Annotated in this window: 19 protein-coding genes; 8 read left to right on the top strand and 11 right to left on the bottom strand. The window is 65.6% G+C overall.

All coding sequences use genetic code 11. From position 1 onward, the window contains the following. Positions 1 to 54 precede the first annotated feature (54 nt). Positions 55 to 546, top strand: coding sequence for a 2'-5' RNA ligase family protein (locus tag AC07YR_RS11870; RefSeq protein ID WP_494734041.1), 492 nt, complete (start codon positions 55 to 57; stop codon positions 544 to 546). Here the strand turns inward: AC07YR_RS11870 and pgm are convergent. Beyond that, entirely contained in the window at positions 536 to 2,185 is a 1,650-nt protein-coding gene (gene pgm, locus AC07YR_RS11865; RefSeq protein ID WP_055802011.1) for a phosphoglucomutase (alpha-D-glucose-1,6-bisphosphate-dependent), read from the bottom strand. The genes AC07YR_RS11870 and pgm overlap by 11 nt on opposite strands. A 308-nt stretch (positions 2,186 to 2,493) precedes the next feature. On the opposite strand from pgm, the gene AC07YR_RS11860 reads away from it, so the two are divergent. Next, on the top strand, positions 2,494 to 3,321 hold the full coding sequence (locus AC07YR_RS11860) for a nuclease-related domain-containing protein (protein WP_494734040.1): 828 nt from the start codon (positions 2,494 to 2,496) through the stop codon (positions 3,319 to 3,321). Positions 3,322 to 3,417: 96 nt separating this feature from the next. Next, a complete protein-coding gene (locus tag AC07YR_RS11855) occupies positions 3,418 to 3,810 on the top strand; it encodes a DUF4190 domain-containing protein (RefSeq protein WP_494734039.1) in 393 nt (130 codons plus the stop codon). A 125-nt stretch (positions 3,811 to 3,935) separates the two neighbouring features. Here AC07YR_RS11855 and AC07YR_RS11850 read toward each other — a convergent pair whose 3' ends face one another. The 4 genes from AC07YR_RS11850 to AC07YR_RS11835 all read right to left on the bottom strand — a co-directional run bounded on the left by AC07YR_RS11850 (position 3,936) and on the right by AC07YR_RS11835 (position 10,299). Then, on the bottom strand, positions 3,936 to 6,107 hold the full coding sequence (locus AC07YR_RS11850) for a polysaccharide deacetylase family protein (RefSeq protein WP_436056300.1): 2,172 nt from the start codon (positions 6,105 to 6,107) through the stop codon (positions 3,936 to 3,938). Positions 6,108 to 6,605: 498 nt separating this feature from the next. Next, positions 6,606 to 8,075 carry a peptide MFS transporter gene (locus AC07YR_RS11845; RefSeq protein WP_494734038.1) on the bottom strand — a complete coding sequence of 490 codons (1,470 nt, stop codon included), beginning with the start codon at positions 8,073 to 8,075 and terminating at the stop codon, positions 6,606 to 6,608. A gap of 84 nt (positions 8,076 to 8,159) precedes the next feature. Next, the gene (locus AC07YR_RS11840; protein WP_494734037.1) at positions 8,160 to 9,569 is read right to left on the bottom strand and encodes an amidase; all 1,410 of its coding nucleotides are present in this window, start codon (positions 9,567 to 9,569) and stop codon (positions 8,160 to 8,162) included. Continuing rightward, positions 9,562 to 10,299, bottom strand: a complete 738-nt coding sequence (locus AC07YR_RS11835) for a Type 1 glutamine amidotransferase-like domain-containing protein (RefSeq protein ID WP_494734036.1) — start codon at positions 10,297 to 10,299, stop codon at positions 9,562 to 9,564. Before AC07YR_RS11835 ends, AC07YR_RS11840 begins: the two co-directional genes overlap by 8 nt. Positions 10,300 to 10,414: 115 nt before the next feature. Here AC07YR_RS11835 and AC07YR_RS11830 point away from each other — a divergent pair, with 115 nt between their 5' ends. The 3 genes from AC07YR_RS11830 to AC07YR_RS11820 all read left to right on the top strand — a co-directional run bounded on the left by AC07YR_RS11830 (position 10,415) and on the right by AC07YR_RS11820 (position 12,110). After that, on the top strand, positions 10,415 to 10,741 hold the full coding sequence (locus tag AC07YR_RS11830) for a rhodanese-like domain-containing protein (protein WP_055801996.1): 327 nt from the start codon (positions 10,415 to 10,417) through the stop codon (positions 10,739 to 10,741). An 82-nt stretch (positions 10,742 to 10,823) separates the two neighbouring features. Then, positions 10,824 to 11,807, top strand: coding sequence for a prephenate dehydratase (gene pheA / locus AC07YR_RS11825; protein ID WP_494734035.1), 984 nt, complete (start codon positions 10,824 to 10,826; stop codon positions 11,805 to 11,807). A 93-nt stretch (positions 11,808 to 11,900) separates the two neighbouring features. Further along, the gene (locus tag AC07YR_RS11820) at positions 11,901 to 12,110 is read left to right on the top strand and encodes a hypothetical protein (protein WP_055801989.1); all 210 of its coding nucleotides are present in this window, start codon (positions 11,901 to 11,903) and stop codon (positions 12,108 to 12,110) included. Positions 12,111 to 12,146: 36 nt separating this feature from the next. On the opposite strand, the gene AC07YR_RS11815 is transcribed toward AC07YR_RS11820, so the two are convergent. Beyond that, entirely contained in the window at positions 12,147 to 13,241 is a 1,095-nt protein-coding gene (locus AC07YR_RS11815; RefSeq protein WP_494734034.1) for a diacylglycerol/lipid kinase family protein, read from the bottom strand. A gap of 77 nt (positions 13,242 to 13,318) precedes the next feature. Here AC07YR_RS11815 and serS point away from each other — a divergent pair, with 77 nt between their 5' ends. Beyond that, positions 13,319 to 14,599, top strand: coding sequence for a serine--tRNA ligase (serS, locus tag AC07YR_RS11810; protein WP_055801983.1), 1,281 nt, complete (start codon positions 13,319 to 13,321; stop codon positions 14,597 to 14,599). Between the two features lie 28 nt (positions 14,600 to 14,627). Here the strand turns inward: serS and AC07YR_RS11805 are convergent, their stop codons facing one another. After that, positions 14,628 to 15,572, bottom strand: a complete 945-nt coding sequence (locus AC07YR_RS11805; protein WP_494734033.1) for a hypothetical protein — start codon at positions 15,570 to 15,572, stop codon at positions 14,628 to 14,630. Positions 15,573 to 15,942: 370 nt separating this feature from the next. Between AC07YR_RS11805 and AC07YR_RS11800 the strand changes: the two genes are divergently transcribed. Next, entirely contained in the window at positions 15,943 to 16,803 is an 861-nt protein-coding gene (locus tag AC07YR_RS11800) for an HAD family hydrolase (protein WP_436056304.1), read from the top strand. A 37-nt stretch (positions 16,804 to 16,840) separates the two neighbouring features. Here AC07YR_RS11800 and AC07YR_RS11795 read toward each other — a convergent pair whose 3' ends face one another. The 4 genes from AC07YR_RS11795 to AC07YR_RS11780 are packed head-to-tail and all read right to left on the bottom strand — an operon-like array spanning position 16,841 to position 21,222. Further along, a complete protein-coding gene (locus AC07YR_RS11795) occupies positions 16,841 to 18,604 on the bottom strand; it encodes a glycoside hydrolase family 35 protein (protein ID WP_494734032.1) in 1,764 nt (587 codons plus the stop codon). A 34-nt stretch (positions 18,605 to 18,638) separates the two neighbouring features. Beyond that, positions 18,639 to 19,337 (bottom strand): DUF624 domain-containing protein, encoded by a 699-nt coding sequence (locus AC07YR_RS11790; protein WP_494734031.1) that lies wholly within the window; start codon positions 19,335 to 19,337, stop codon positions 18,639 to 18,641. A 5-nt stretch (positions 19,338 to 19,342) separates the two neighbouring features. After that, on the bottom strand, positions 19,343 to 20,284 hold the full coding sequence (locus AC07YR_RS11785) for a carbohydrate ABC transporter permease (RefSeq protein WP_494734030.1): 942 nt from the start codon (positions 20,282 to 20,284) through the stop codon (positions 19,343 to 19,345). Continuing rightward, positions 20,284 to 21,222, bottom strand: coding sequence for a carbohydrate ABC transporter permease (locus AC07YR_RS11780; RefSeq protein WP_436056308.1), 939 nt, complete (start codon positions 21,220 to 21,222; stop codon positions 20,284 to 20,286). The genes AC07YR_RS11785 and AC07YR_RS11780 overlap by 1 nt, the downstream gene beginning before the upstream one ends. Between the last annotated feature and the right edge of the window lie 2 nt (positions 21,223 to 21,224).

The raw sequence follows: 21,224 nt of genomic DNA, 5'->3' as shown, positions 1-21,224 counted from the left end.
CCCGTCCGCGCCCGGACGGGCACAGCCGGCCCTGCGCAGTGGCACACTGGCCCTATGCAGAACCTGATTCTGGTGGCCTTCACCGAGCCCGTCACTGACGGGCTCGTTTTTCCCCGCGACGACTGGCCCCTGCACATCACCCTGGTCAAGTTCGACGTCGACCCGACGTTGGGCGAGGACCTCACCGAACGGATCGCCGCACTTATCGACCAGCCCGTACGGGCGGCCCTTGGCGCGCGGCTGACGATCGGTGCGGACGCCGGCTTCGGCCGGCGGGAGTCCATCCCGGTGAGCCTCGTGGAGCCCAGCCAACCACTCCAGGAACTTCACGAGTCACTGGTTGGGGTCGTGGCGGGGCTGCCCGGCCGGGTGCCCACGCCGGACCACACCCTGGCGAACTATCGTCCGCACGTGTCACACCACGGTGACAAGCGCACCCGCCCGGGAGACGACGTCGTGCTGGACCGCGTGGCCCTGGTGGACATGGCGCCGGACGGAAACCATTCCGTCCGGCGCATCCTCCGCCTGTGGGAACTTACGAAATAACCCCGTCAACCAAGGCCTTGGCTTCGGCCTGGACCTGCTTGAGGTGGTCGGCGCCCTTGAACGACTCGGCGTAGATCTTGTAGACGTCCTCGGTGCCGGACGGGCGGGCGGCGAACCAGGCGTTCTCGGTGACCACCTTCAGGCCGCCGATCGAGGCGCCGTTGCCGGGAGCCTCGGTAAGTTTGGCCGTGATCGTTTCGCCGGCGAGCTCGGTGGCGGTGACGTCCGACGGCGACAGCTTGCCGAGGGCGGCCTTCTGCTCGCGCGTGGCGGCGGCGTCGATCCGGGCATAGACGGGATCGCCGAACTGGTCGGTGAGGCCCTTGTACAGCTGCGACGGAGACTTGCCCGTGACGGCGGTGATTTCCGAAGCCAGCAGCGCCAGCAGGATGCCGTCCTTGTCGGTGGTCCACACGCTGCCGTCCATCTTGTTGAACGAAGCGCCGGCGGATTCCTCGCCGCCGAACGCGCCCTCGCCGGACAGCAGCCCGGGAACGAACCATTTGAAGCCCACGGGCACCTCGACGAGCTTCCTGCCCAGGCTTTCGGCCACGCGGTCGATGATGGACGAGGAAACCAGGGTCTTGCCGATTACCGACTCCGGGTTCCAGCCGGTGCGGTGCCGGTAGAGGTAGTCGATGGCCACGGCGAGGTAGTGGTTCGGGTTCATCAGCCCGCCGTCCGGCGTAACGATGCCGTGGCGGTCGGCGTCGGCGTCATTGCCGGTGGCGACGTCAAAGTTTGCGCCGCTGGACATGCGGTTGATCAGCGAGGCCATGGCCGACGGGGAGGAGCAGTCCATCCGGATCTTCTCGTCCCAGTCCAGGGTCATGAAGGCCCACTGCGGGTCGACGGTGGGGTTCACCACGGTGAGGTTCAGGTGGTGGCGCTCGCCGATCTCGCCCCAGTAGTCCACCGAGGCGCCGCCCATGGGGTCGGCGCCGATCCGGACGCCGGAATCGCGGATGGCGTTCAGGTCCAGCACGGACGGGAGGTCGTCCACGTAGCTGCTGAGGAAGTCGAACTTGCCGGTCGTCTCGGCGGCCAGTGCATCGGCCACCGGGATGCGCTTGACGCCGCGGAGTCCGTTTTCAAGGAGTTCGTTGGCGCGGTTGGCGATCCAGCCGGTGGCGTCCGTGTCCGCGGGGCCGCCGTGCGGCGGGTTGTACTTGAACCCGCCGTCACCGGGCGGGTTGTGGCTGGGGGTGACCACGATGCCGTCAGCCTGCGGTGCGCCGGCGGGGGCGTTCCGGTTGTGCGTGAGGATGGCGTGGCTCAGCGCCGGAGTGGGGGTGTAGCCGTGGCGGGCGTCGATCAGGACGTTCACGCCGTTGGCTGCCAGCACCTCCAGAGCCGAGTTCTGCGCCGGTTCGCTGAGGCCATGGGTGTCTTTTGCCATATACAGCGGGCCGGTAATGCCCTGCCCGGCACGGTATTCCACGATCGCCTGGGTGATGGCCACAATATGGCCTTCGTTAAAGGATGCCTTCAGGCTGGATCCCCGGTGCCCGGACGTGCCGAACGCAACGCGCTGGCCCGGGTCGCTTAGATCGGGAGAAACATCGTAGTACGCATCCAGGAGCGCAGTGAGGTCAACAAGGTCTTGGGGTTGGGCAACTGTGCCCGCGCGGCTAGCCATGGCACCAGCATGCCAGACGACGGCGGGACGCAACACGGTTTGTCCGGAATCCGGCCCCTGTGACGCCGAATTTCATCCGGCATTTACCAAATTCATTCCCTTTGTATTTATTGAGGGGCAGTAATTGGCTGCGGAAAAGCGAGTAGTGGCGCCAAAAGTACCTATATACCGGCTGTCCCGCGGCTGCTAATTTCTAAACAAATTACGACGGCGGGCTCTCCGCCGCCGTCAGCGTTGCGGTGAATCCTGGATGGATTGATCCAGGTCGGGATGATCCAGGGTGCGGCGAATCAAAGGGAGGACAGCCAATGGCGGCAGGCGACGAAGCATCGGAACAGGCCCGGCTGGCTGCCGAGCGGATTGCGCGGCTGAAGCGCCAGCTGGAGCATGCCGAACACGCTGCGGAATCGTGGGGTTCCGGTGCGGACGGAGAGCGCCGCACCGCCACCCGGCTCGGCCAGCTGACCCCGCACGGCTGGTTCCTGCTGCACGACGTGCACTGGCCCGGACGGCCGCTGGCCAACCTCGACCACGTTCTGGTGGGGCCGGGCGGAATAGTCGTGGTGGATGCCAAGAACTGGTCAGGCGCCGTTGAGGTCAGGGCAGGCGTCCTGAGGCAGAACGGCTACTCCCGGAACCCCGCCGTGGACGGCTCCCTGGGGCAGGCTGCCGCCGTGGCTGCCCTGCTCGACGCGCCGCACCGGCACCTGGTCCGCTCGATCATCTGCCTGACCGGCCAGCCCGACCTTGTAGAGGTGACAGGTTCCGGGGTCGAGGTGCTGGGCATCAACCGCGTGGTTGCGAGGGTGGCGGCCCTCCCGGCAGTGCTGGATTCGCAAACGGTGGTTGGAATTTACTCCCACCTGGGACAGCAACTGACGCAGCCTCAGTCGCCCGCAGCATCGGACGTCCGCGGGAGCGCGGGCCGTCATCCCCCGGTCCGCCAGTATCAGGGCGCCTATCCGGCGCCGGTTCCGGCCCGCACCGGATACCGGTCCGTCGCGGGTCCCCCGCACATGGGAAGCCGGTCCGTGGGAAGCCAGCCCCACAGAGGCTGGCTGGTAGCCGGTTTATGGAGCCTGCTGGTCCTGGGGATCGTGGCGTTCGCACTTTCTGCGCCGCTCTGGAACCTGTAGGTCCTGCCCGCTGGCGTATCACGGGTATATCACGGCCGCGCACCTCCGGGCCGTGCGTTGGTAGGCTGGTTCCAGCCTTTCAAAAGGGGAATTCCCATGTCGAACCAGCCTGCCCCCGGCGACGAGGGGATGCCACAGGGCTACCCCCCGCCGTCGTACATTCCACCGCAAGGGTCACAGCCGGCCGGACCCTACGGCGCCGTCTACGGGCAGCCGTCCTACTACGGCATGCCACCCGAGCCCAAGGGCCTGAGTATCGCCAGCCTGTGCTGCGGCATCGCCGTCTTCCTTGGCCTGGGTCTCATCATCCTGCCGCAGATTGCGGCCGTGGTGCTGGGCCACCTGGCCCTGCTCCGGGAACCCGCCGGGCGGGGACTCGCCATCGCCGGACTGGTCCTTGGCTACCTCGGCCTGGCGTTGACCGCGATTGTGCTCACGTTCGCCGTGGCGGCGATTTTCGCTGCGGCCAACGCGGGGTACGGCTACTAAACCGGGCCGGGCGCAACAAGGGAGTGCCCCGGTGAAGATGCGGTCACCGGGGCACTCCCTTGTTGGATCTGTGTCTTGTCAGCCGCTGTTAGGAGTGTGACTTCCTGCCAGCGTCCAGCCCGTGCTCACCTGTACGTGATGGAGGTGCCGGACGTGGGCGACCAGGTGATGCGTCCGCCCTGGTAGTCCTGGGCCACTGCCCCGCCACCAATGGCGAACTCATTTGTGGTCGGGTACCCAAGCCGTCCGTTTTCCCAGCCCTGCGAAGCGTAGGCCACGCGGATGGCGCCCGCGTTGGGGTGGGCTCCGGTAGCAGCCGACCAGTAGATGACGCCGCCCTGGAAGTTCTGGTAGACGCCTCCATTCTTCAGGCCGGTGATCTCATTGCTGGTCGGGTATCCGAGGAAGCCGTTCTCCCAGTTGAAGAACGCCCAGGTGGCCCTGACGGCGCCCTTAGTGATGCGGGCCCCGGTTGCCGGTGACCAGTGGATGACGCCGCCCTGGAAGTTCTGGTAGACGCCTCCGTTCTTGAGTCCGCCGATTTCATTGCTGGTGGGGTAGCCCAGTCCGCCGTTTTCCCAGCCCTGCGCTGCCCATGCGGCGTCGATGGCGCCCTTGGTGATGCGGGCCCCGGTTGCCGGTGACCAGTGAATGACGCCGCCCTGGAAGTTCTGGTAGACGCCCCCGTCCTTGAGTCCGCCGATTTCATTGCTGGTGGGGTAGCCCAGCCCGCCGTTTTCCCAGCCCTGCGCTGCCCATGCGGCGTCGATGGCGCCCTTGGTGATGCGGGCCCCGGTTACCGATGACCAGTGGATGACGCCGGCCTGGTAGTTCTGGTAGCACCCGCCGGCAGCCAGCCCGCAAACTACGGTGCCCGTTGCCGTGCCGAGGCTTGAGGCAGTAGCTGCCGCCAGAATAGCGGCCGTTGCCTCAGCAGGGGCGGCCGACGCTGTGTCTGTCAGTTCGAAGTCATCGGTCAGCAGGGTACCTATGCTTATCAGGTTCATGCCCATACTGATGGCCGAGGCGCCGGCTGGTACGGGAGGCGTCGTATAGGTGACTTGGGTCCAATTCGCAGCGGCGTTGTACAGGGGGCTCGCTGCCAGATTCCAGTAGCTCCAGGTACCCAAGCCTGTTCGGTAATACAGCTCGAACTGGGTGGGAGCTGTGGATTTGTACCACGCCTTTATCTGGTAAATGTGGCCCGGAACGGCGCTCGGGGCGCACTCGCCCAGGTCGAGTGAGGGAAGGAGCTTCCCGTCGCCGTTCGTGTACGCGGACATCACCATCTGTCCGGCTGCTGTTCCTGTGTGGCCTGGCGTTGCGACGCTGAAAGCGCGCGTATTGGTCCCCCAGCCGCCGGCGGCCCAGCACTGCGGGAGCCCGCCCGCCACAAGGGGCGCTGTTTCCAGGCCAGGGTTCTTGATCAGATTGCCCGTGGTCTGGGGAGCCGGAGCGGCCGGGCCGTTGACCAAAGCCTTGACCGTCCCGCCAATGACCTGATCAACCGTCTTGACAGTGGCGCGTCCGGCGGCCTGCTCGCCTGCGAGCCAGGTTACGAATTCTTGGAAGAGAGGAGTGGAAACGGTCAGCGGGTCCGCGGTATTGGTCGTCGGGTCGATCCCGTCGCCGATGTGGTGGAACGTCAGCTGAACCCATCCGCCCGCCGGTTGTGCCTTCGTGACCAGGTTCTTCAGGTCCAAGATGGTCCATGTGTTGTCGATCTGATCAGGGGCCTTTGTCAGCATCGGCTCAAGGGGCGGGATTGCCTCCGCAAAACCGAAGCCCACCGATTCCGGAACTTTGCTTTCCAAATCACCAAGGCCCCGGGCGCTGTTGTAACCACAGTCCCGGACAACCTGCAGGACGGCGTCGGATGTTGATGCAAACGGATACGCGAAGCTGGTGATTCGGAATCCCTTGTTGGCTAGATTGACTCGGTCGTTGCAGATCTGGCGCTTAGCCTCATCGGCCCCCATCTGCACAAGGTCGGGGTGGGTCACGGTGTGCCCCCCGATCTCATGGCCGGCCGTTTGGAGCGCGAGGGCCTGGGCCGTGGTCATGTAGCCGGTCGCATCCAGATAGCCAGACGGCGTAAAGAACGTCCCCTTCAAACCTGCCTGATTGAGAATCTGCGCGGCTGCGACCTGGTCCCCGTCCGCATCGTCAAATGTCAGCGTTATGACCGGAGGGTCTGCCGCCTGGGCGGGCGCCGCAAATACTGCACCGCCTAGGAGGCTGGCAGCGACTGCCACAACGCTTCCGGCGGCAGTCCAGCGGGCGTGTGTCTTGGCCACGGAGGTATCCTCAGGGCCGGGATTAGTCCGGCGCCGAAGATGAGGCCGGTGCTGCAAAAGTTTCATGTCTGCATCCCATAGCTAGGTCTAGAGGCGACTAGCTATGCACAGGCTTTCCCCCCGCATCGCCGTTCCAAGGAACCCTCAGTCGCCCTGGTACTTTTCTGCATCTCGGCAGCTCAATGCTGAGAGCCGTGGGCACTATCCAGCCCACTTCGGATACTATTCGTTACCTTCCCAAGGGGGCTTGAGTGATCACTACTGGACTGCAGAAGGCAAAATGCGAGTAGGGTGACTGAACCTACTCAGGACTACTTGAATCCGCGGGGTTACGGCTACCAAACCGGGCCGGGCAACTCGCACCACGCCTTCGGCGACGTCGCCCGCGGGCATGAGTTCGACGTCGGACGCCCCACCGGGTGCCTCGACGGCGGCGGGGCGCAGGCGCCGGACTCAGCCGGCCCCTACGACACCACCGGACGCTGGATGCTCAGCGGGTCAGCGTACGCCGCCCATGAGCTTTTTGATGGCCGGCGAGGCCGCCGCAAGGCCGACGGCCAGCACCATGGCCGTGCCGCCGATGCCGATGAAGTACGGCAGTTCGTCGGCCGGGTTGTACAGCCCGGACAGGATGCCGGCCAGGGTGGTGCCCAGCGAGACCGACAGGAAGAACAACGCCACCATCTGGGTGTGGAAGGCCTGGGGCGCCAGCTTGGTGGTCACCGACAGGCCGATTGGGGAGAGGAAGAGCTCCGCCAGGGTGAACAGGAACAGGATGCCCACCAGGGCCAGGAGGGGCGTTTTCCCGTCGCCGGCCAGCGGGATGAAGGCCAGGAAGGCCAGGCCCATCACGAACAAACCGATGGAGAATTTCACGGCCGAGCCGGGCTGCTTCTGGCCGAGGCGCGTCCACAGTGCCGCCATGACGCCGGCGAAAATGATGATGAACACCGGGTTGATGGACTGCACCCAGGCGGCCGGCATTTCCCAGCCGAACAGGTTCCGGTCCAGCTTCTCTTCCGAGTACACGGCAATGAACGTGAACTGCTGCTGGAAGAGAGCCCAGAACGCCGCTGAAGCGATGTACAGCGGGATGAAGGCCACCACCCGCTTGCGTTCGGTGCCGTTGACCTTGTTGCTGCTGAAGATCAGGGCGAAGTAGAGCACGGAGGCCCCGATTGCCGCGTAGGCCATGGACATGGCCAGGTTTTCGGCATTGACGGTGCCGGTGGCCAGAAGGACCGCCACCACCAGGGCGATGCCCACGAAGATCAGGCCGTACCTGGTGCGCCGGGCAGCCGGCAGCGGATTGGGCACGTGATGGGCTTCGTCGGGAAGCCTCCGGCGTCCCATGGCGTAGATGCCCAGGCCAAGGGCCATGCCGACGGCCGCGGCGCCGAAGCCCCAGTGGAACCCCTGGCTTTCCTGCAGCCAGCCGGTCACCAGCGGGCCGATCAGCGCGCCGGCGTTGATACCCATGTAGAAGATGGAGAAGCCGGCGTCGCGGCGTTCGTCCTTCTCCTCGTACAGGGTGCCCACCAGCGCGGTGGCGTTGGCTTTCAAGCCGCCGGAGCCGACGCCCACCAGCACCAGGCCGGCGATGAGGCCGGGAATTCCGGGCACGAGCGCCAGGGCGATGTGGCCGGCCATAATCAGGACGGCCGAGCCGAACAGGACCCGTTCCGAACCGAAGAGCCGGTCGGCCAGCCAGGCGCCCAGAATGGTAGAGAGATAGACTCCGCCGCCGTAGGCTCCGACCAGGCTGGCAGCCAGGCCCTGCTCAATTTCAAGGCCGCCCTGCGCAGCCGTGAAGTACATGTAGTAGAGGAGGATGCCCTGCATGCCGTAGAAGGAGAAGCGCTCCCACATCTCTACGGAGAAGAGGCTGGCCAGCATCTTTGGGTGGCCAAAAAATGACGTATCGCCCGGCGTTGTAGCGGGACGATCAGATAAATGAGTAGTGCTCATTTACTTAAGGGTGACACCGGAGGGCGGGATTGTCACATTCGCGGCGCGAGGAAGCAAGGCGGACACGCTGGGTGGACGCCCCGTCTAAAATCCGATCTGGGCGGCCACCTGCAGCAGCAGTTCCTCGGATCCCGTGGGCCCCACCAGCTGGATACCCATGGGCAGACCGGCACCGGCTGAGCCGCCGGTCCAGTGCACGGGAATGCTGATGGCGGGCAGTCCGCACACATTCACCATGCTGGACCACGGCGCGTATTCGCATTGCTTCCGGTAGTCGCCGTCGGCGTCGCCGGCCCATTCCGAGGCTGGCCAGTAACCGTCGCCGTGGGACGCCCCCGTGAACCAGCCCACGGGCCGGGGTGTCTGGGCCAGTGCCGGCATCAGCATGAGGTCCCACCGGGAGTACTGGGACACGGTGTCCCTCTCAAACTGCCGCAGGAAGCCCAGCGCCTCATTAAGTTTTGACGCACTCCGCTGCTGTGCGCGCCGGCGGAATGTGCGGGTGAGCGGGGTCAGCAAGGCTTCGCGCTGCGGTGCAATCCGGGCGCTCCCGACACCGGCCGTCCACGCCGTGGTGAACGCGTCCGGGTAGCGGTTGTCGTACCCGACGGCGGCTTCGGCCGTGGAATGGCCCGCTGCTTCGAGCAGGCGGACGCCCTCGTTGAGGGCATCCATTGCTTCCGGGTCCGGCGTAAACGGAAAAATGGCCTGCCAGGGGCTGTCCAGGCTCACGCCGATCCGCAGCCGCCCCGGCGCCCGCGTCAGCGACTCGAGGTACCGGCCGGCGCCGTCTGCCACCATGGCGTCAAGCATCAGGGCGGCATCCCCTGCTGAACGGGCCAGCGGCCCGGCCACCACCAGCCGGGCCGGATCGCCGGTGCTTTCACCGGCCGGGACGAGTCCGCGCCCCGGTTTCAGGCCCACCAGTCCGCAGGCGGCCGCCGGGATCCGGACGGAACCGCCGCCGTCGGACCCCGGAGCGAACGGCACAAGACCGGCGGCGACCGCGGCGGCGCTGCCGCCCGAGGATCCGCCCGAGCTCCGGCTCAGCGCATGCGGATTGCGCGACGGCGGCGCGATCAGGTTTTCGCTGTAGGCCGTCAGGCCGAACTCCGGAACCTGGGTCTTGCCCAGCGAGATGGCGCCGGCGCCCTTCAACGTCGCCGCGAGTGCGCCGTCCGCGGGGGCTGGCTTGTGCTCCAGGGCCGCGCTGCCGTGGGTGGTCACCACGCCCGCCACATCTGTGAGGTCCTTGAAGGCCACCGGCATGCCATGCAGCAGCGGAAGTTGCCCGGGCGACTCTGCGTAGAGCGCGTCGGCACGGGCGGCGTCGGCCAGTGCCTGTTCCCCGGTCACCGTGATGAAGGCGCCGAGGCCGGGATTCCGCGCCGCTATCCGGGCCAGGAAATGCCCCGTCACCTCCCGGGCGGAGAGCACGCCCGAGCGCAGCGCGTCGCGGAGCCCCACCGCGGAGAGCTCGTGGATCTCAGCCAAGGAAACGGGCCTCCAGCCGCTCTTCAGCGGCGTCTGTCCCGCCGTCGGCCTGGCGGGTGACGCGGTACGCCGCCTTGCCTTGCACTTCGGTGACCACGTCCACCAGTTCCGTGCCGAAGTAAACCAGCCCCGCGCCGTCGTCCGTGCAGTGGGTTTCGCCGAGTGTGCCGTCGGCCACCAGCCGGTGCACCAGCGGGCGGCGCTGGTCCTCGGAGTCGTAGTGGACACCGTTGGCGTAGGGCAGGAAGCCGAGCGCGTTGGTCACCGGGCGCAGCTGCGGTCCGAACGAATCCGTGGTGCCGCCCTGGTACCAGCAGATGGACCCGGCCGAGACGCCGGCGAGGACCACGCCGCCTTCCCACACGCGCCGCAGGATCCCGTCGAGGCCGTGCGCCCGCCACACGGCCAGCAGGTTCACCACCGACCCGCCGTTGACCCACACCACGTCCTGCTCCATGAGGTGCGCTTCCGGATCGTCGATGCTGGGCATGGTGAACAGGTTGAGGTGGCTGAAATCGAAGCCGGCGATCTTCGCGGCCTGGTCCAGCTCCGCATTGAACCAGCGCTGGTCGCCGGCGGCAGTGCCGATATGCGTCACGCGGGGGGCGCGCCCCGTGACGCCGGAAAGTTCGACGGCGTGGTGCAGCAGGGCGTCAAACTCCAGCCGTGAACGCCGGCCGGCTTTATATCCGCCGGACGTTGCCAGGATGGTTGGCTGTTGGGCTGTCATCGACGATTCCCTCCTTTGCGGTCACCTTGAAGCGTAACGTGCTCCGGATTCGGGGTGCCTGCCTCCGGCGGCGGCTACGCTGGAGGCAGACCTTCATTTTCCGGAGAGGATTTCCATGAGCGACTTCGAAACCGTGACCGTGACCGACGTTCCCGCCGACGCCAAGATCCTTGATGTGCGGGAGGACTACGAGTGGTCGGCCGGGCACGCCGAAGGTGCCCTGCACATACCGCTGGACCAGCTGCCGGGCCGGCTCGGAGAACTGGATCCGGACGAGGACCTGTACGTTATTTGCCGCACAGGCGGCCGCTCGTTGCGGGCTGCCAAATGGCTCGTGGGGCAGGGCTATACCGCCATCAACGTGGCCGGCGGGATGGACCAATGGCTTGAATCGGGCCTGCCGCTCGTTTCGGACAACGGCCTCAAGCCGGTCATCCTCTAGCGCTTCTGCCAGTACCTGCGGCACCGCAGTTGCCGCCAGGCCGCCCGCCGGGCGGCGCTTAGATTATCGAGAAGGACAGTCCATGCCCGCGTCGCCCGTCACCTACACCTTCCTCGGCCCGGAGGGGACGTTCACTGAGGCGGCACTGATGCAGGTGCCGGGCGCCGTCGAGGCCGTCCGCATTCCCTCCTCCAATGTGAACACTGCGCTGGACAAGGTCCGTGACGGATCAGCCGATGCCGCCATGGTGCCCATCGAAAATTCCGTGGAGGGCGGCGTCACGGCAACCCTGGATGCCATCGCGTCCGGCCAGGAGCTGAGGATCGTCCGCGAGGCTTTGGTTCCCATCAGCTTTGTCCTGGTGGCCCGCCCCGGCGTGGAAATCCGGGATATCCGCCGGATATCCACCCATGGACACGCCTGGGCCCAGTGCAGGCTCTGGGTCGAAGCGAACATGCCGAGTGTGGAATACATTCCCGCATCCTCAACGGCCGCGGGGGCAATGGGGCTGCTGGACGAGGACGGGGTCCACTATGACGCCGCCATCTGCGCCCCGATCGTGGCCACCGAGCAGCCCGGGCTGCATGTGCTCGCGGAGAACATCGGCGACAACCCCGGCGCCGTGACGCGCTTTGTCCTGGTCAGCCGGCCCGGGGCACTTCCACACCGCACCGGCGCTGACAAGACGACGGTGGTAGTACCGCTGCCGGAGGACCGGCCGGGTGCCCTGATGGAGATCCTGGACCAATTCGCCACCCGCGGCGTGAACCTTAGCCGCATCGAGTCGCGCCCCACCGGCCAGTACCTCGGTCACTATTTCTTCAGCATCGACGCCGACGGCCATGTGGAGGACGCCCGCGTTGCCGACGCCCTGGCCGGTTTGCACCGGATCAGCCCGGCCACACGATTCCTCGGTTCCTACCCGCGGGCCGACGCACAGAGCCCGGACGTGGCACCGCACACCTCAGACCAAGCATTCCAGGCCGCACATGAATGGGTGGCAGGGATTCTCCGAGGGGCATCGGTCGCTCCCGTCCATGCCCCGCAAGGTTCGCCCACAGCTTAGGCAAATGCCCCTCGGGGTACTTCCCCGCCCGCACAGCAGTGCGTATGCTTGCCTGATCCATTGGGGAAGACCTCTACCGGAAGGAGCGGGTCAGTGTCAGGAACCAGCAGCGACAATGACGGCCAGGGAATGATTGTCAATCCCAAGCCGACTGCCGAAAACCAGGACTGGGACGGCGACGATGCAGACAGGGCGGATCGCCTGCGCTTCGAAGAGGAGCAAGCCATGATCCGTGAACAGTCCGAAGCCCGCGCGGCGGCAAAGGCCGCAGCCGAGGCGGAGGAGAAGAAGGCCAGCGCCTGATTCCGGCGTCCCCGCAGGAAGCGTCCTTCCGGAGGCCTACTGCGGGGTGGAAGCTTCCCCTGCGGACGGTTCGCCGCCCTTGCTTTCCGTAACCCGCACCAACAGTGATCCCGGCGCCACCTGGACGGTAACGTCTGTCGCTTCGCCGGAGGGATCGCCGTCGACCTGCGTGGCAACTGGCTCCGCACATTTGATCACGATCTTGCCGGAGCGGTAGTAGCTCATCACCGGCAAGTTCCTCTTGTGCTTGAACATAATCTTTGTGTACATCGCAATCCACCCGATGGCGCTGCGCGGGCTCATCACCACCACATCCAGCATGCCGTCGTCGATCATCGCCTGCGGGATGAAGTCGATGCCACCCGGAATCAGGCCACAGTTGGCGAACAGCACGCTGCGGATCTTCCGGGACTGTTCCGGCTGGTCGTCCAGGGCAATGGAGACCTTCTTCCGCCGACCGGGCAGGTGCCTGACTCCGGCCTCGGTGTAGGCCAGCCAGCCCACTGCCTTCTTCAGCCCGTCGTTGGTGTCCCCGACGACTTCGGCGTCCATGCCCATGCCGGCAATCACCAGGAACACATGCTCCGACGAGGCGCCCGTCCGCGAATTGCGGATGGCCATGCGCGCCGTGTCGATGTGCCGCTGGTGTCCGAAGAGCGCCGTCTGGATGCTGCCGTGGAGGTCGTTGACGTCCAGGTGGATGTTCCGGGCCAGCAGGTTTCCGGTGCCGAGCGGGATGATGCCCATCGGCACGTTCGTGTGGGCCAGCTTCTCGGCCACAACGCGTACCGTGCCGTCCCCGCCGCCCACAAGGACGACGTCGGCCCCGCTTTTGAGTGCCGCGTCGGCCTGCGAATACCCGGGGTCTTCTGCGGTTGTTTCGAAAAAGACTGGGGCGTCCCAGCCGTCCGAGAGGCAGGCGCGCTGGATGAGGGCGCGGGCTTCGGCCGATTTGGCCTTGACCGGGTTCATCACCACGGCCACCTTCTGCTGCACCAGGCCCGGATGGTACGTGTCCTCTTGGACCGCACTCCGTGTGTGCAGCGCCTTGAGCCTCCGGACGCCCCACCAGCTGGAGACCGCGAAAGCCAGGGCCGCAGCAATGATGAGGTAGAGCAGCCAATCGTTCATGGTGCTCCAACACTATCCCGCACGGACCTCGGCACGGCCCACCGCGCCATCCCAGGCGGATTCGATACTCTTGTCTGGTGATCGACGTAAAAGACCTCAGCGAAAATCCGGACAAGTTCCGTGCCAGCCAGCGCGCCCGCGGCGCCGACGAATCCGTGGTGGATGCGATCATCTCAGCAGACGCGGCCAGGCGCGCGGCATTGATCCGCTTCGAAAACCTCCGCGCCGAGCAGAATGTCTTCGGCAAGAAGGTGGCGCAGGCCAAGGGCGAGGAAAAGCAGGCCCTGCTGGCGGAGGTCAAGGTCCTGGCCGCCTCGGTCAAGGCCGCCTCGGCCGAGGCCGACGTTGCCCAGGCCCAGCAGGAGGAACTGCTCCGCGCCATCCCCAACCTGATTGTGGACGGCGTTCCGGAAGGCGGTGAGGACGACTACATTGTGGTCAAGACCGTCGGCGAACCCCGCGAATTCCCGGATTTCGAGCCGAAGGACCACCTGGAAATCGGTGAGCTGATCGGCGCCATCGACATGGAGCGCGGCGCCAAGGTATCCGGTTCGCGCTTCTACTTCCTCCGCGGCGTCGGCGCCCGGCTGGAGATGGCGCTCCTGCAGATGGCCATGGAACAGGCCATCGATGCAGGTTTCGTCCCCATGATCACCCCCACGCTGGTCCGTCCGGAAACGATGCAGGGCACCGGATTCGACGTCAAGCACGACGCCGAGATCTACCGCCTCGCCGAGGACGACCTCTACCTGGTGGGCACCTCGGAGGTGGCCCTCGCCGGCTACCACGCGGACGAGATCCTGGACCTCTCCGCCGGCCCCATCCGTTACGCGGGCCAGAGCTCCTGCTACCGCCGCGAGGCAGGGTCGCACGGCAAGGACACCCGCGGAATCATCCGGGTCCACCAGTTCAACAAGGTGGAAATGTTCATCTACACCACGGTGGAAGAGGCAGCCGCCGAGCACGAGCGCCTGCTCGCATGGGAAGAGGAGATGCTGGCCAAGTGCGAGCTGCCGTACCGCGTGATCGACACCGCCGCCGGCGACCTCGGCAACTCTGCGGCCCGCAAGTTCGACTGCGAAGCCTGGGTGCCCACGCAGGGCGCCTACCGCGAACTGACGTCCACCTCCAACTGCACCACGTTCCAGGCCCGCCGCCTGAACATCCGTGAGCGGGTGCTGAACGAGGACGGTGCGCCCAAGGGAACCCGCGCCGTCGCCACCCTCAACGGCACGCTGGCCACCACGCGCTGGATTGTGGCCATCCTTGAGCACCACCAGAACGAGGACGGCTCCGTAAACGTCCCCCGCGCGCTTCAGAAGTACCTCGGTGGCCTGGAAGTGCTGCCGGTCCTGTAGTTTCGGGTTCTCCAACGAAGAATCCCCGTCACGTGGTCGACTCCCCGGGTAACGCCAGGGGGATTTGGCCACGCGGCGGGGATTTTCGCGCTGTGATCCCTGCGGCTGCGAGCTTGCGACTCAGCAGCCGTGCGTTGGTTGCGGTTTTCCAGTCCCAGCGGACAACTTTGCAGCCGAGCGCCCGAAGCCGGTCCTCCCGTTTCTTCTCGGCCAGAATGGCTTCGCGGGTGTTCCTGTCGCCGAGAAGGGCGTCGTCGAGATACTTTGCGTCGCCGTCGAATTCCCCGATGACGCGTTGTTCGGGCCAGTATAAATCCGTCCGCCCGATGAGGCCATCGTCGTCGTAGAAACAGTGTTGCAGGACGGGCGCGGGGAGTCCAAGGACGTGGATGAGCGCCCTGCTCCGGGATTCACCGACGGATTCGGATGCCTCGTCGGCCAGCGCGAGTACCTCCAGGACCCGGCGGCGTTTGGCCGCTGAACTGAGTCGGGCCGATTCGTCCAGCAATTCCTGCCGTGTGAGGCCCTCGCCGGTAGTGCGGCGGCTTCCCAGCACCGCATCCGTAACGGCCACAGCCTCCGGCAGCTCCATTCGGACGATGCAGTCAACAACCGTCTGGACGAGCGAAGTGACTGCTACGCCCCGGTGTTCCACGATGTCAGCGGCCCAGTGATGCCGGTAAATTCCGTAGCTTCGCGTGTGCTCCAGCCCGGTGAGGCCTGTCTTCGGATCCCTGGCAGCCCGGGTGGTTGGCGGAAGCCGACCAGCTTTGTGGGGTGACTGAGTGACGATGTGAATGTGCTCCGGCACCCGGGGGAGGGGCAATCGCCAGAGCCGAAGCGCCGTCAGGTAGCAGAAGGCCGCCGACGGGTCACAGCATGCAACTGCAGCAATCGTGGCCGAATATCGTTGCCACGCTTTGAGCGCGGGCCAGGCCGGCTTGTTGTAGTAGACGCCGAATCTGACCCTCACCAATTCGCCATTGTTGTAGGCGCGGCTCAGGCTCCGGCTGCTTCCTGTGAGGGCACGCCTTCGGCTGGCAAGTAAGAGCGTTGGGGAAGTGGAGTCCATGCTCCCATGCTGGGCTGGCCTTCCCGACGCAGCCAGAAGCACCCGACCGGATGTGGATAAGTCCCCGCAACTCCCCTCGAAGTGGGCCAATCCCCCTGGAACGCCGCGGGGAGTTGACTGCCCCGCGGGGATTTCGCGCCCGCACACGGCGTTGGGTGACACGCAGGCAAACACTCACAGTGTGGACAAGCTGTGGGTGTTTACCACAAGTTAACACTGGCTGTGGCGTGCGTCCTAGCGGCTGTCCGGGGGCGTCTGCTGTACTAGGTGAATGACAACACTGACTGAAACCTCAGTCGCTGGCAACGATGACCAGCGAAACAACGGCAAGAACAACTCAACCAGGCTCATGGTGGCCCTGGACGTGGACGGCACCCTGGTCAACCACGACGGCCACATGTCGGCTCCCGTGCGTGAAGCGGCCCAGGCGGTTGTGGCTGCGGGCCACGAGGTCATGATCGCCACCGGCCGGTCCCTGAATGCCACCCTGCCCATCATCGAGCAGATCGGGATCGAGACGGGCTACGCGGTGTGCTGCAACGGCGGTGTGACCCTCCGGCTGGATCCGGCCCACCCGGACGGCTACGAAGTCATCCGCAAGGCCACGTTTGATCCGGGTCCGGCGCTCCGCGCCCTCCGCAAGCGGCTTCCCATGGCCAAGTACGCGCTGGAGGACGAGCACGGCAACTTCCTCTCCACCGAACGCTTCCAGGACGCGAGCTTCGGCGTGGAGGCCATCGGTGTGGATTTCCAGACCATGCTCGACGCCACCGCAGTGCGCGTGGTGGTCTTTAGCTCTGAAAATACGTCCGAGGAGTTCAACGAGGCCATCAAGCACATCGGCCTGTCCGGCGTCACGTATTCCGTCGGCTGGACCGCGTGGCTGGACATTGCCGCGGAAGGCGTCACCAAGGCCAGCGCCCTGGAACACCTCCGGGGGCACCTGAGCATCGAGTCGCACCTCACGGTGGCAATCGGCGACGGCCGCAACGACATCGAGATGCTCACGTGGGCTGGCCGCGGGGTCGCCATGGGCCAGGCTCCCGACGAAGTGGTTGCCGCCGCGGACGAGGTCACCATGTCCGTCCACGACGACGGCGCCGCGCACGTTCTGCGCAGCCTGCTGTCCTAGGCAACTGCTTCCCGGGCGCCGCCAGGTAGTGTCGCTTTCATTTCTCGTCCGGTCCCAGGTCGGGCCCGACGGCGAACCGCACCTCCCGCGTCGCGCTTCCGTGCAGTTCCAGGACGGCGAGCTCGTTGGCGCCTTTGCGGATCAAAGGTCCCGGGATGTATAGGGTGCGCTGGGGGCCGCGGCTCCAGTAGCGGCCGAGGTTGAACCCGTTGATGAACGCAACACCCTTGGTCCAGCCGTCGAGGCGCAGGAACCGGTCGCCCGGGCCGTCGGCCTCGAACCTGGCAAACGACAGTGACGGGCCCGGCACACCTGCCTCAGCGCCGCCCACCGGCGGCAGTTCCTTGGCCGCATCCCGGAAGCGCTCCAAGTCGCCCACATCGGCATTCCGGATCTCCCAGTCCTGCACTTCGGTGCCGTTCAGCAGCGCCGGTCCGATCAGTCCCTTGGGCTCGCCGATCCGCTCCCCGTAATTGACCCTGCCTTGGTCCTCCAGGAGGACCCGCAGGCGTCCTCCGCCGGGCAGCGTGATGGCGCGCTCGCCGAGGTCGCGGCTCAGGACGCCCACGGGAACGCCGTCCAGGAAGAACTGGGCGCGGTCCCGGACCTCGGCGAAGGACAGGACGCCTCCGCGGGCAATGTCCACCTCGTAAAGATAGAAACCGCGATAGCGCCCGGTGGCCTCGGTAGTGGGCACCGGACCCGGCGCGAAGGACGGGGAACCGAGGAGGGGCGCAAAGTCCAGGAGCGGCACGGACGTCTCCACGGAAACAACCGACGCAGGCGCCTCCTTCCGCGCAGCCGGCGCCTCGTCCGGCACGGGGAAATGCTTGGCGATGACATCCCGGAATGCAAAGTACTTGGCGGCCGGATGGCCATCCTCGGCGAGCGGCGCGTCGTAGTCATACGAGGTGATGGTGGGCTCGTAGATGCCTTTGTCGTTGGCGCCGTTGGTGAAGCCGAAGTTGGTGCCGCCGTGGAACATGTAGATGTTCACCGAAGCCCCTGCGGTGAGGAGCGCATCCAGCTCGGCGGCGGAAGCAGCGGCGTCGGTGGTGTGGTGATGCGTGCCCCAGTTGTCGAACCAGCCGTTCCAGAATTCCGCGCACATGAGCGGCCCGGCGGGCTGCCGCTCGCGCAGGAACCCCAAGCGTTCCACGGCACGCGAACCGAACGTGCCGGTCTTGTGCAGCGCGGGCAGCGAGCCGTCCTCGATCATGGTGCCAAAGGGCTGGTCGCACGTGAACAGGGGAACGTCCACACCCTCCCGCTTTACGAGGTCCACCAGGTGCTGCAGGTACACCTTGTCCTTGCCGTAGGCGCCGTACTCGTTCTCGATCTGCAGGAGGATCACCGGCCCGCCGCCGCTGATCTGCCGCTCCACCACAATCGGCAGGAGCGCTTCGAAATAGGATTCGACGGCGGCAAGGTAGCCGGGTTCGCTGCTACGGACACCCACGGTGGGGTCCGTGTAGAGCCACGCCGGCAATCCGCCGTTGTCCCACTCGGCGCAAATGAACGGACCGGGACGGACGATCGCCCGCATACCCTCGGCCGCGACCAAATCAAGGAACCGGCCCAGGTTCAGCGGCCCCTCCGTCAGGAATGTGCCCGGGACAGGCGAATGCTCATTCCACGGCACATACGTCTCAATGGTGTTCAGCCCCATGAGCCGGGCCTTGTGGATCCGGTCCGCCCACAGGTCGGGGTGGACCCGGAAGTAGTGGATGGCTCCGGAGAGGACGCGGAAGGGTTCGTCGTTCAGAAGGAAGTCCCGATCGCCGATGGCAAAGGTGTCCAAGAAGGGTCCTAACAATGGTGCTGCACCGGCGGTGCTAAGCGGAGTGCAGGGCGGCGTGGAAAGCGTAAGACGCATTGCTCCAGACCACGAACAGCAGCGGCGCTGGCGCCAGTGCAATGCCGAGCACGGGCTGGAGGATAGCGGCCGAGACAATGATGCCCAGCAGGATCAGCATGGCCAGGCTCAGGTACCAGCGCTGGACGCTGAGGTAGAGGGACGCTTTGAGAATGCTCTTCAGGCTCGCCTCGGGCAAAAGTACGACGCCGGCAATCGCCGTCACCGTCAGGCTCACCGTCACGGCGGCTGCGACGACGATCAGCGGCACCAGCGCGGCCGCAGCCGGCATGGACTGGACGATCGCCAGGTCCACGCCGAGGAACAGCAGCATGGCCACCGCACCCAATCCAATGGGTGCGGTCCGCCGGAAACTGCGCTTGTATCCGCGAAGGAAGGCGGCAACAGGCTTGACCGCGCCGCCGTCGTCGTTCAATGAGCGGAAGGCAGCGAAGATGCCGGCGAGCGACGGAGCCACGGTGACCGTGAGCGCCAGGAAGAACGGCCAGGCGGCCGCGGGATCGGCCACCAGGGCGAGGCAGAGCACCAACGGTGCGTTGGCCACGGCCAGCAGGACGTTCCCGGCCAGGAAGGTGTAAATAAACCCGAAGATGCTCCCGAAGGTTTCGAATCCCGGTCCCGCCCACCGGCGTCGCCCCGACGCAGGCTGTTCAAGCACAGCTGTCATCCCTTCATTCCGCTCGTCGCGATGCCCTGGATGAAGTAGCGCTGGCCAAGCAGGAAGATGATGAGGATCGGGATCACGGAGATCACGGAGCCGGTCATGATCATGGCGTACTCGGCGTCGAACTGGCCCACGAAGGAGCGCAGGCCCAGCTGGACGGTCCAGAGGCGGTTGCTGGTGAGGTAGATGAACGGGCCCATGTAGTCGTTCCACGTGTTGACGAAGGTCAACAGCGCCAGGCTGGCAAGGGCCGGCTTGGACAAGGGCAGGATCACCCGGGCCCAGATGCCGTACTCGCTCAGGCCGTCGATGCGGGCAGCCTCGCACAGTTCATCCGGGATGGTCATGTAGTACTGGCGCATCAGGAATACCCCGAACGCACCGAACGCCTGAAGGAGGATGAGGGCGTTAAAGCTGTTGGTCAGTCCCAGCTGCTGCATCATGATGTACTGCGGCACCATGTAGGCCTGCCACGGTACGGCGATAGTGCCGATGTACGCCAGGAACAGGACATCCCGGCCCGGGAAGCGGACCTTGGAGAAACCATAGGCGGCCAGCGACCCCGTCAGCACCTGCAGGCAGGTGATGATCACGGCAAGGTACAGGGAGTTCTGCAGGTAGCCCATCATGGGGATGCGGGTCCAGATGTCCGTGTAGTTGCTCCACACGAACTCGCTGGGGATCCACTGGATGGGGACCGTGAGGACCTGGTTGTTTTCCTTCAGCGAGGAGGAAATCATCCAGATGAACGGCACCAACAGGGCCACCACCAGCACCACGAGCACGCCGTAGATGATGACGTTGGTGGTCCGCTTCTTCTGTTCGCGCGTGGAGCGTTTGCGCTGTGAGCCACGGCGATCTTCCGGACTAATCGCGCCGCCCCTCAACGGTACTCCGCCTGTGAGTTCAGGGGCCTTGAGGTCTTCGGCCATGTTGGTCATCAGCGTTCCCTCCGCTGTTGGATCTTGAATTGCAGGACGGTAACCGACAGGACGATGAGGAACAGGACCAGGGAGATCGCCGATGAGTAGCCGAACTTCCCTTCCCCGATGCCTTCCTGGTAGATGAGCTGGGACAGCACCGTGGTGGAACGTCCGGGACCGCCGTTGGTCATGACCACGATCAGGTCGAACACCTTGAAGCTGGAGACAGTCAGCATGACCACCACGAAGAAGGTGGTGGGCCGCAACGAGGGGATCGTGACGTTCCAGAAGCGCTGCCAGGCGCTGGCGCCGTCAACTTCGGCGGCTTCGTAGAGTTCCGTGGGGATGGCCTGCAGGCCGGCCAAATACAGAACCATGTAGTAGCCCATGTCGCGCCACACGCTGGTGATAATGACGGCCGGAAGGGCCCAGTCGGAGCTGGACGTCCAGCCCGGCGCCTCGGCGATTCCGATGGCGTGCAGGAGCTGGTTGATGGGGCCGCTGTCCGGACTGAACAGCATGTTCCAGACGACGGCGACAGCCACCAGCGAGGTGATGTAGGGGAAGAAGATGGCTACGCGGAAGAATCCGATGCCTTTGAGCTTGCGGTTCAGCAGCATCGCCAGGACCAGGGCGAGGGCCATGGTGAGCGGGACGTGGCCGAGTGCGTAGACAACGGTGTTGCGCAGGGCCACCCAGAACGAGTCGCTGGCGAACATCCGCTGGAAGTTGGCCAGGCCCACCCATTTCGGTGCGGTGAACGAGGTCCATTCCATGAAGGAGAGGGCGAAAGCGGCCAGGACGGGGATGAGGGTGAAGGCCAGGAAGCCGAGGAAGTTCGGAAGGATGAATGTCCAGCCGATCAGCGTGTTGCGCCTGGCCTGCTTCCTGTTGCCGCGGCTGTGCGGTGCAGTCCGTGCCGGGATAGGAGCCTGGGTGATTGTCTCTGTAGTCATGG

The organism is Arthrobacter sp. GW460-12-1-14-TSB2, from assembly GCF_059423525.1.
Note: the sequence above shows the minus strand (reverse complement) of the source record. Positions and strands in the feature narration are given on the sequence as shown.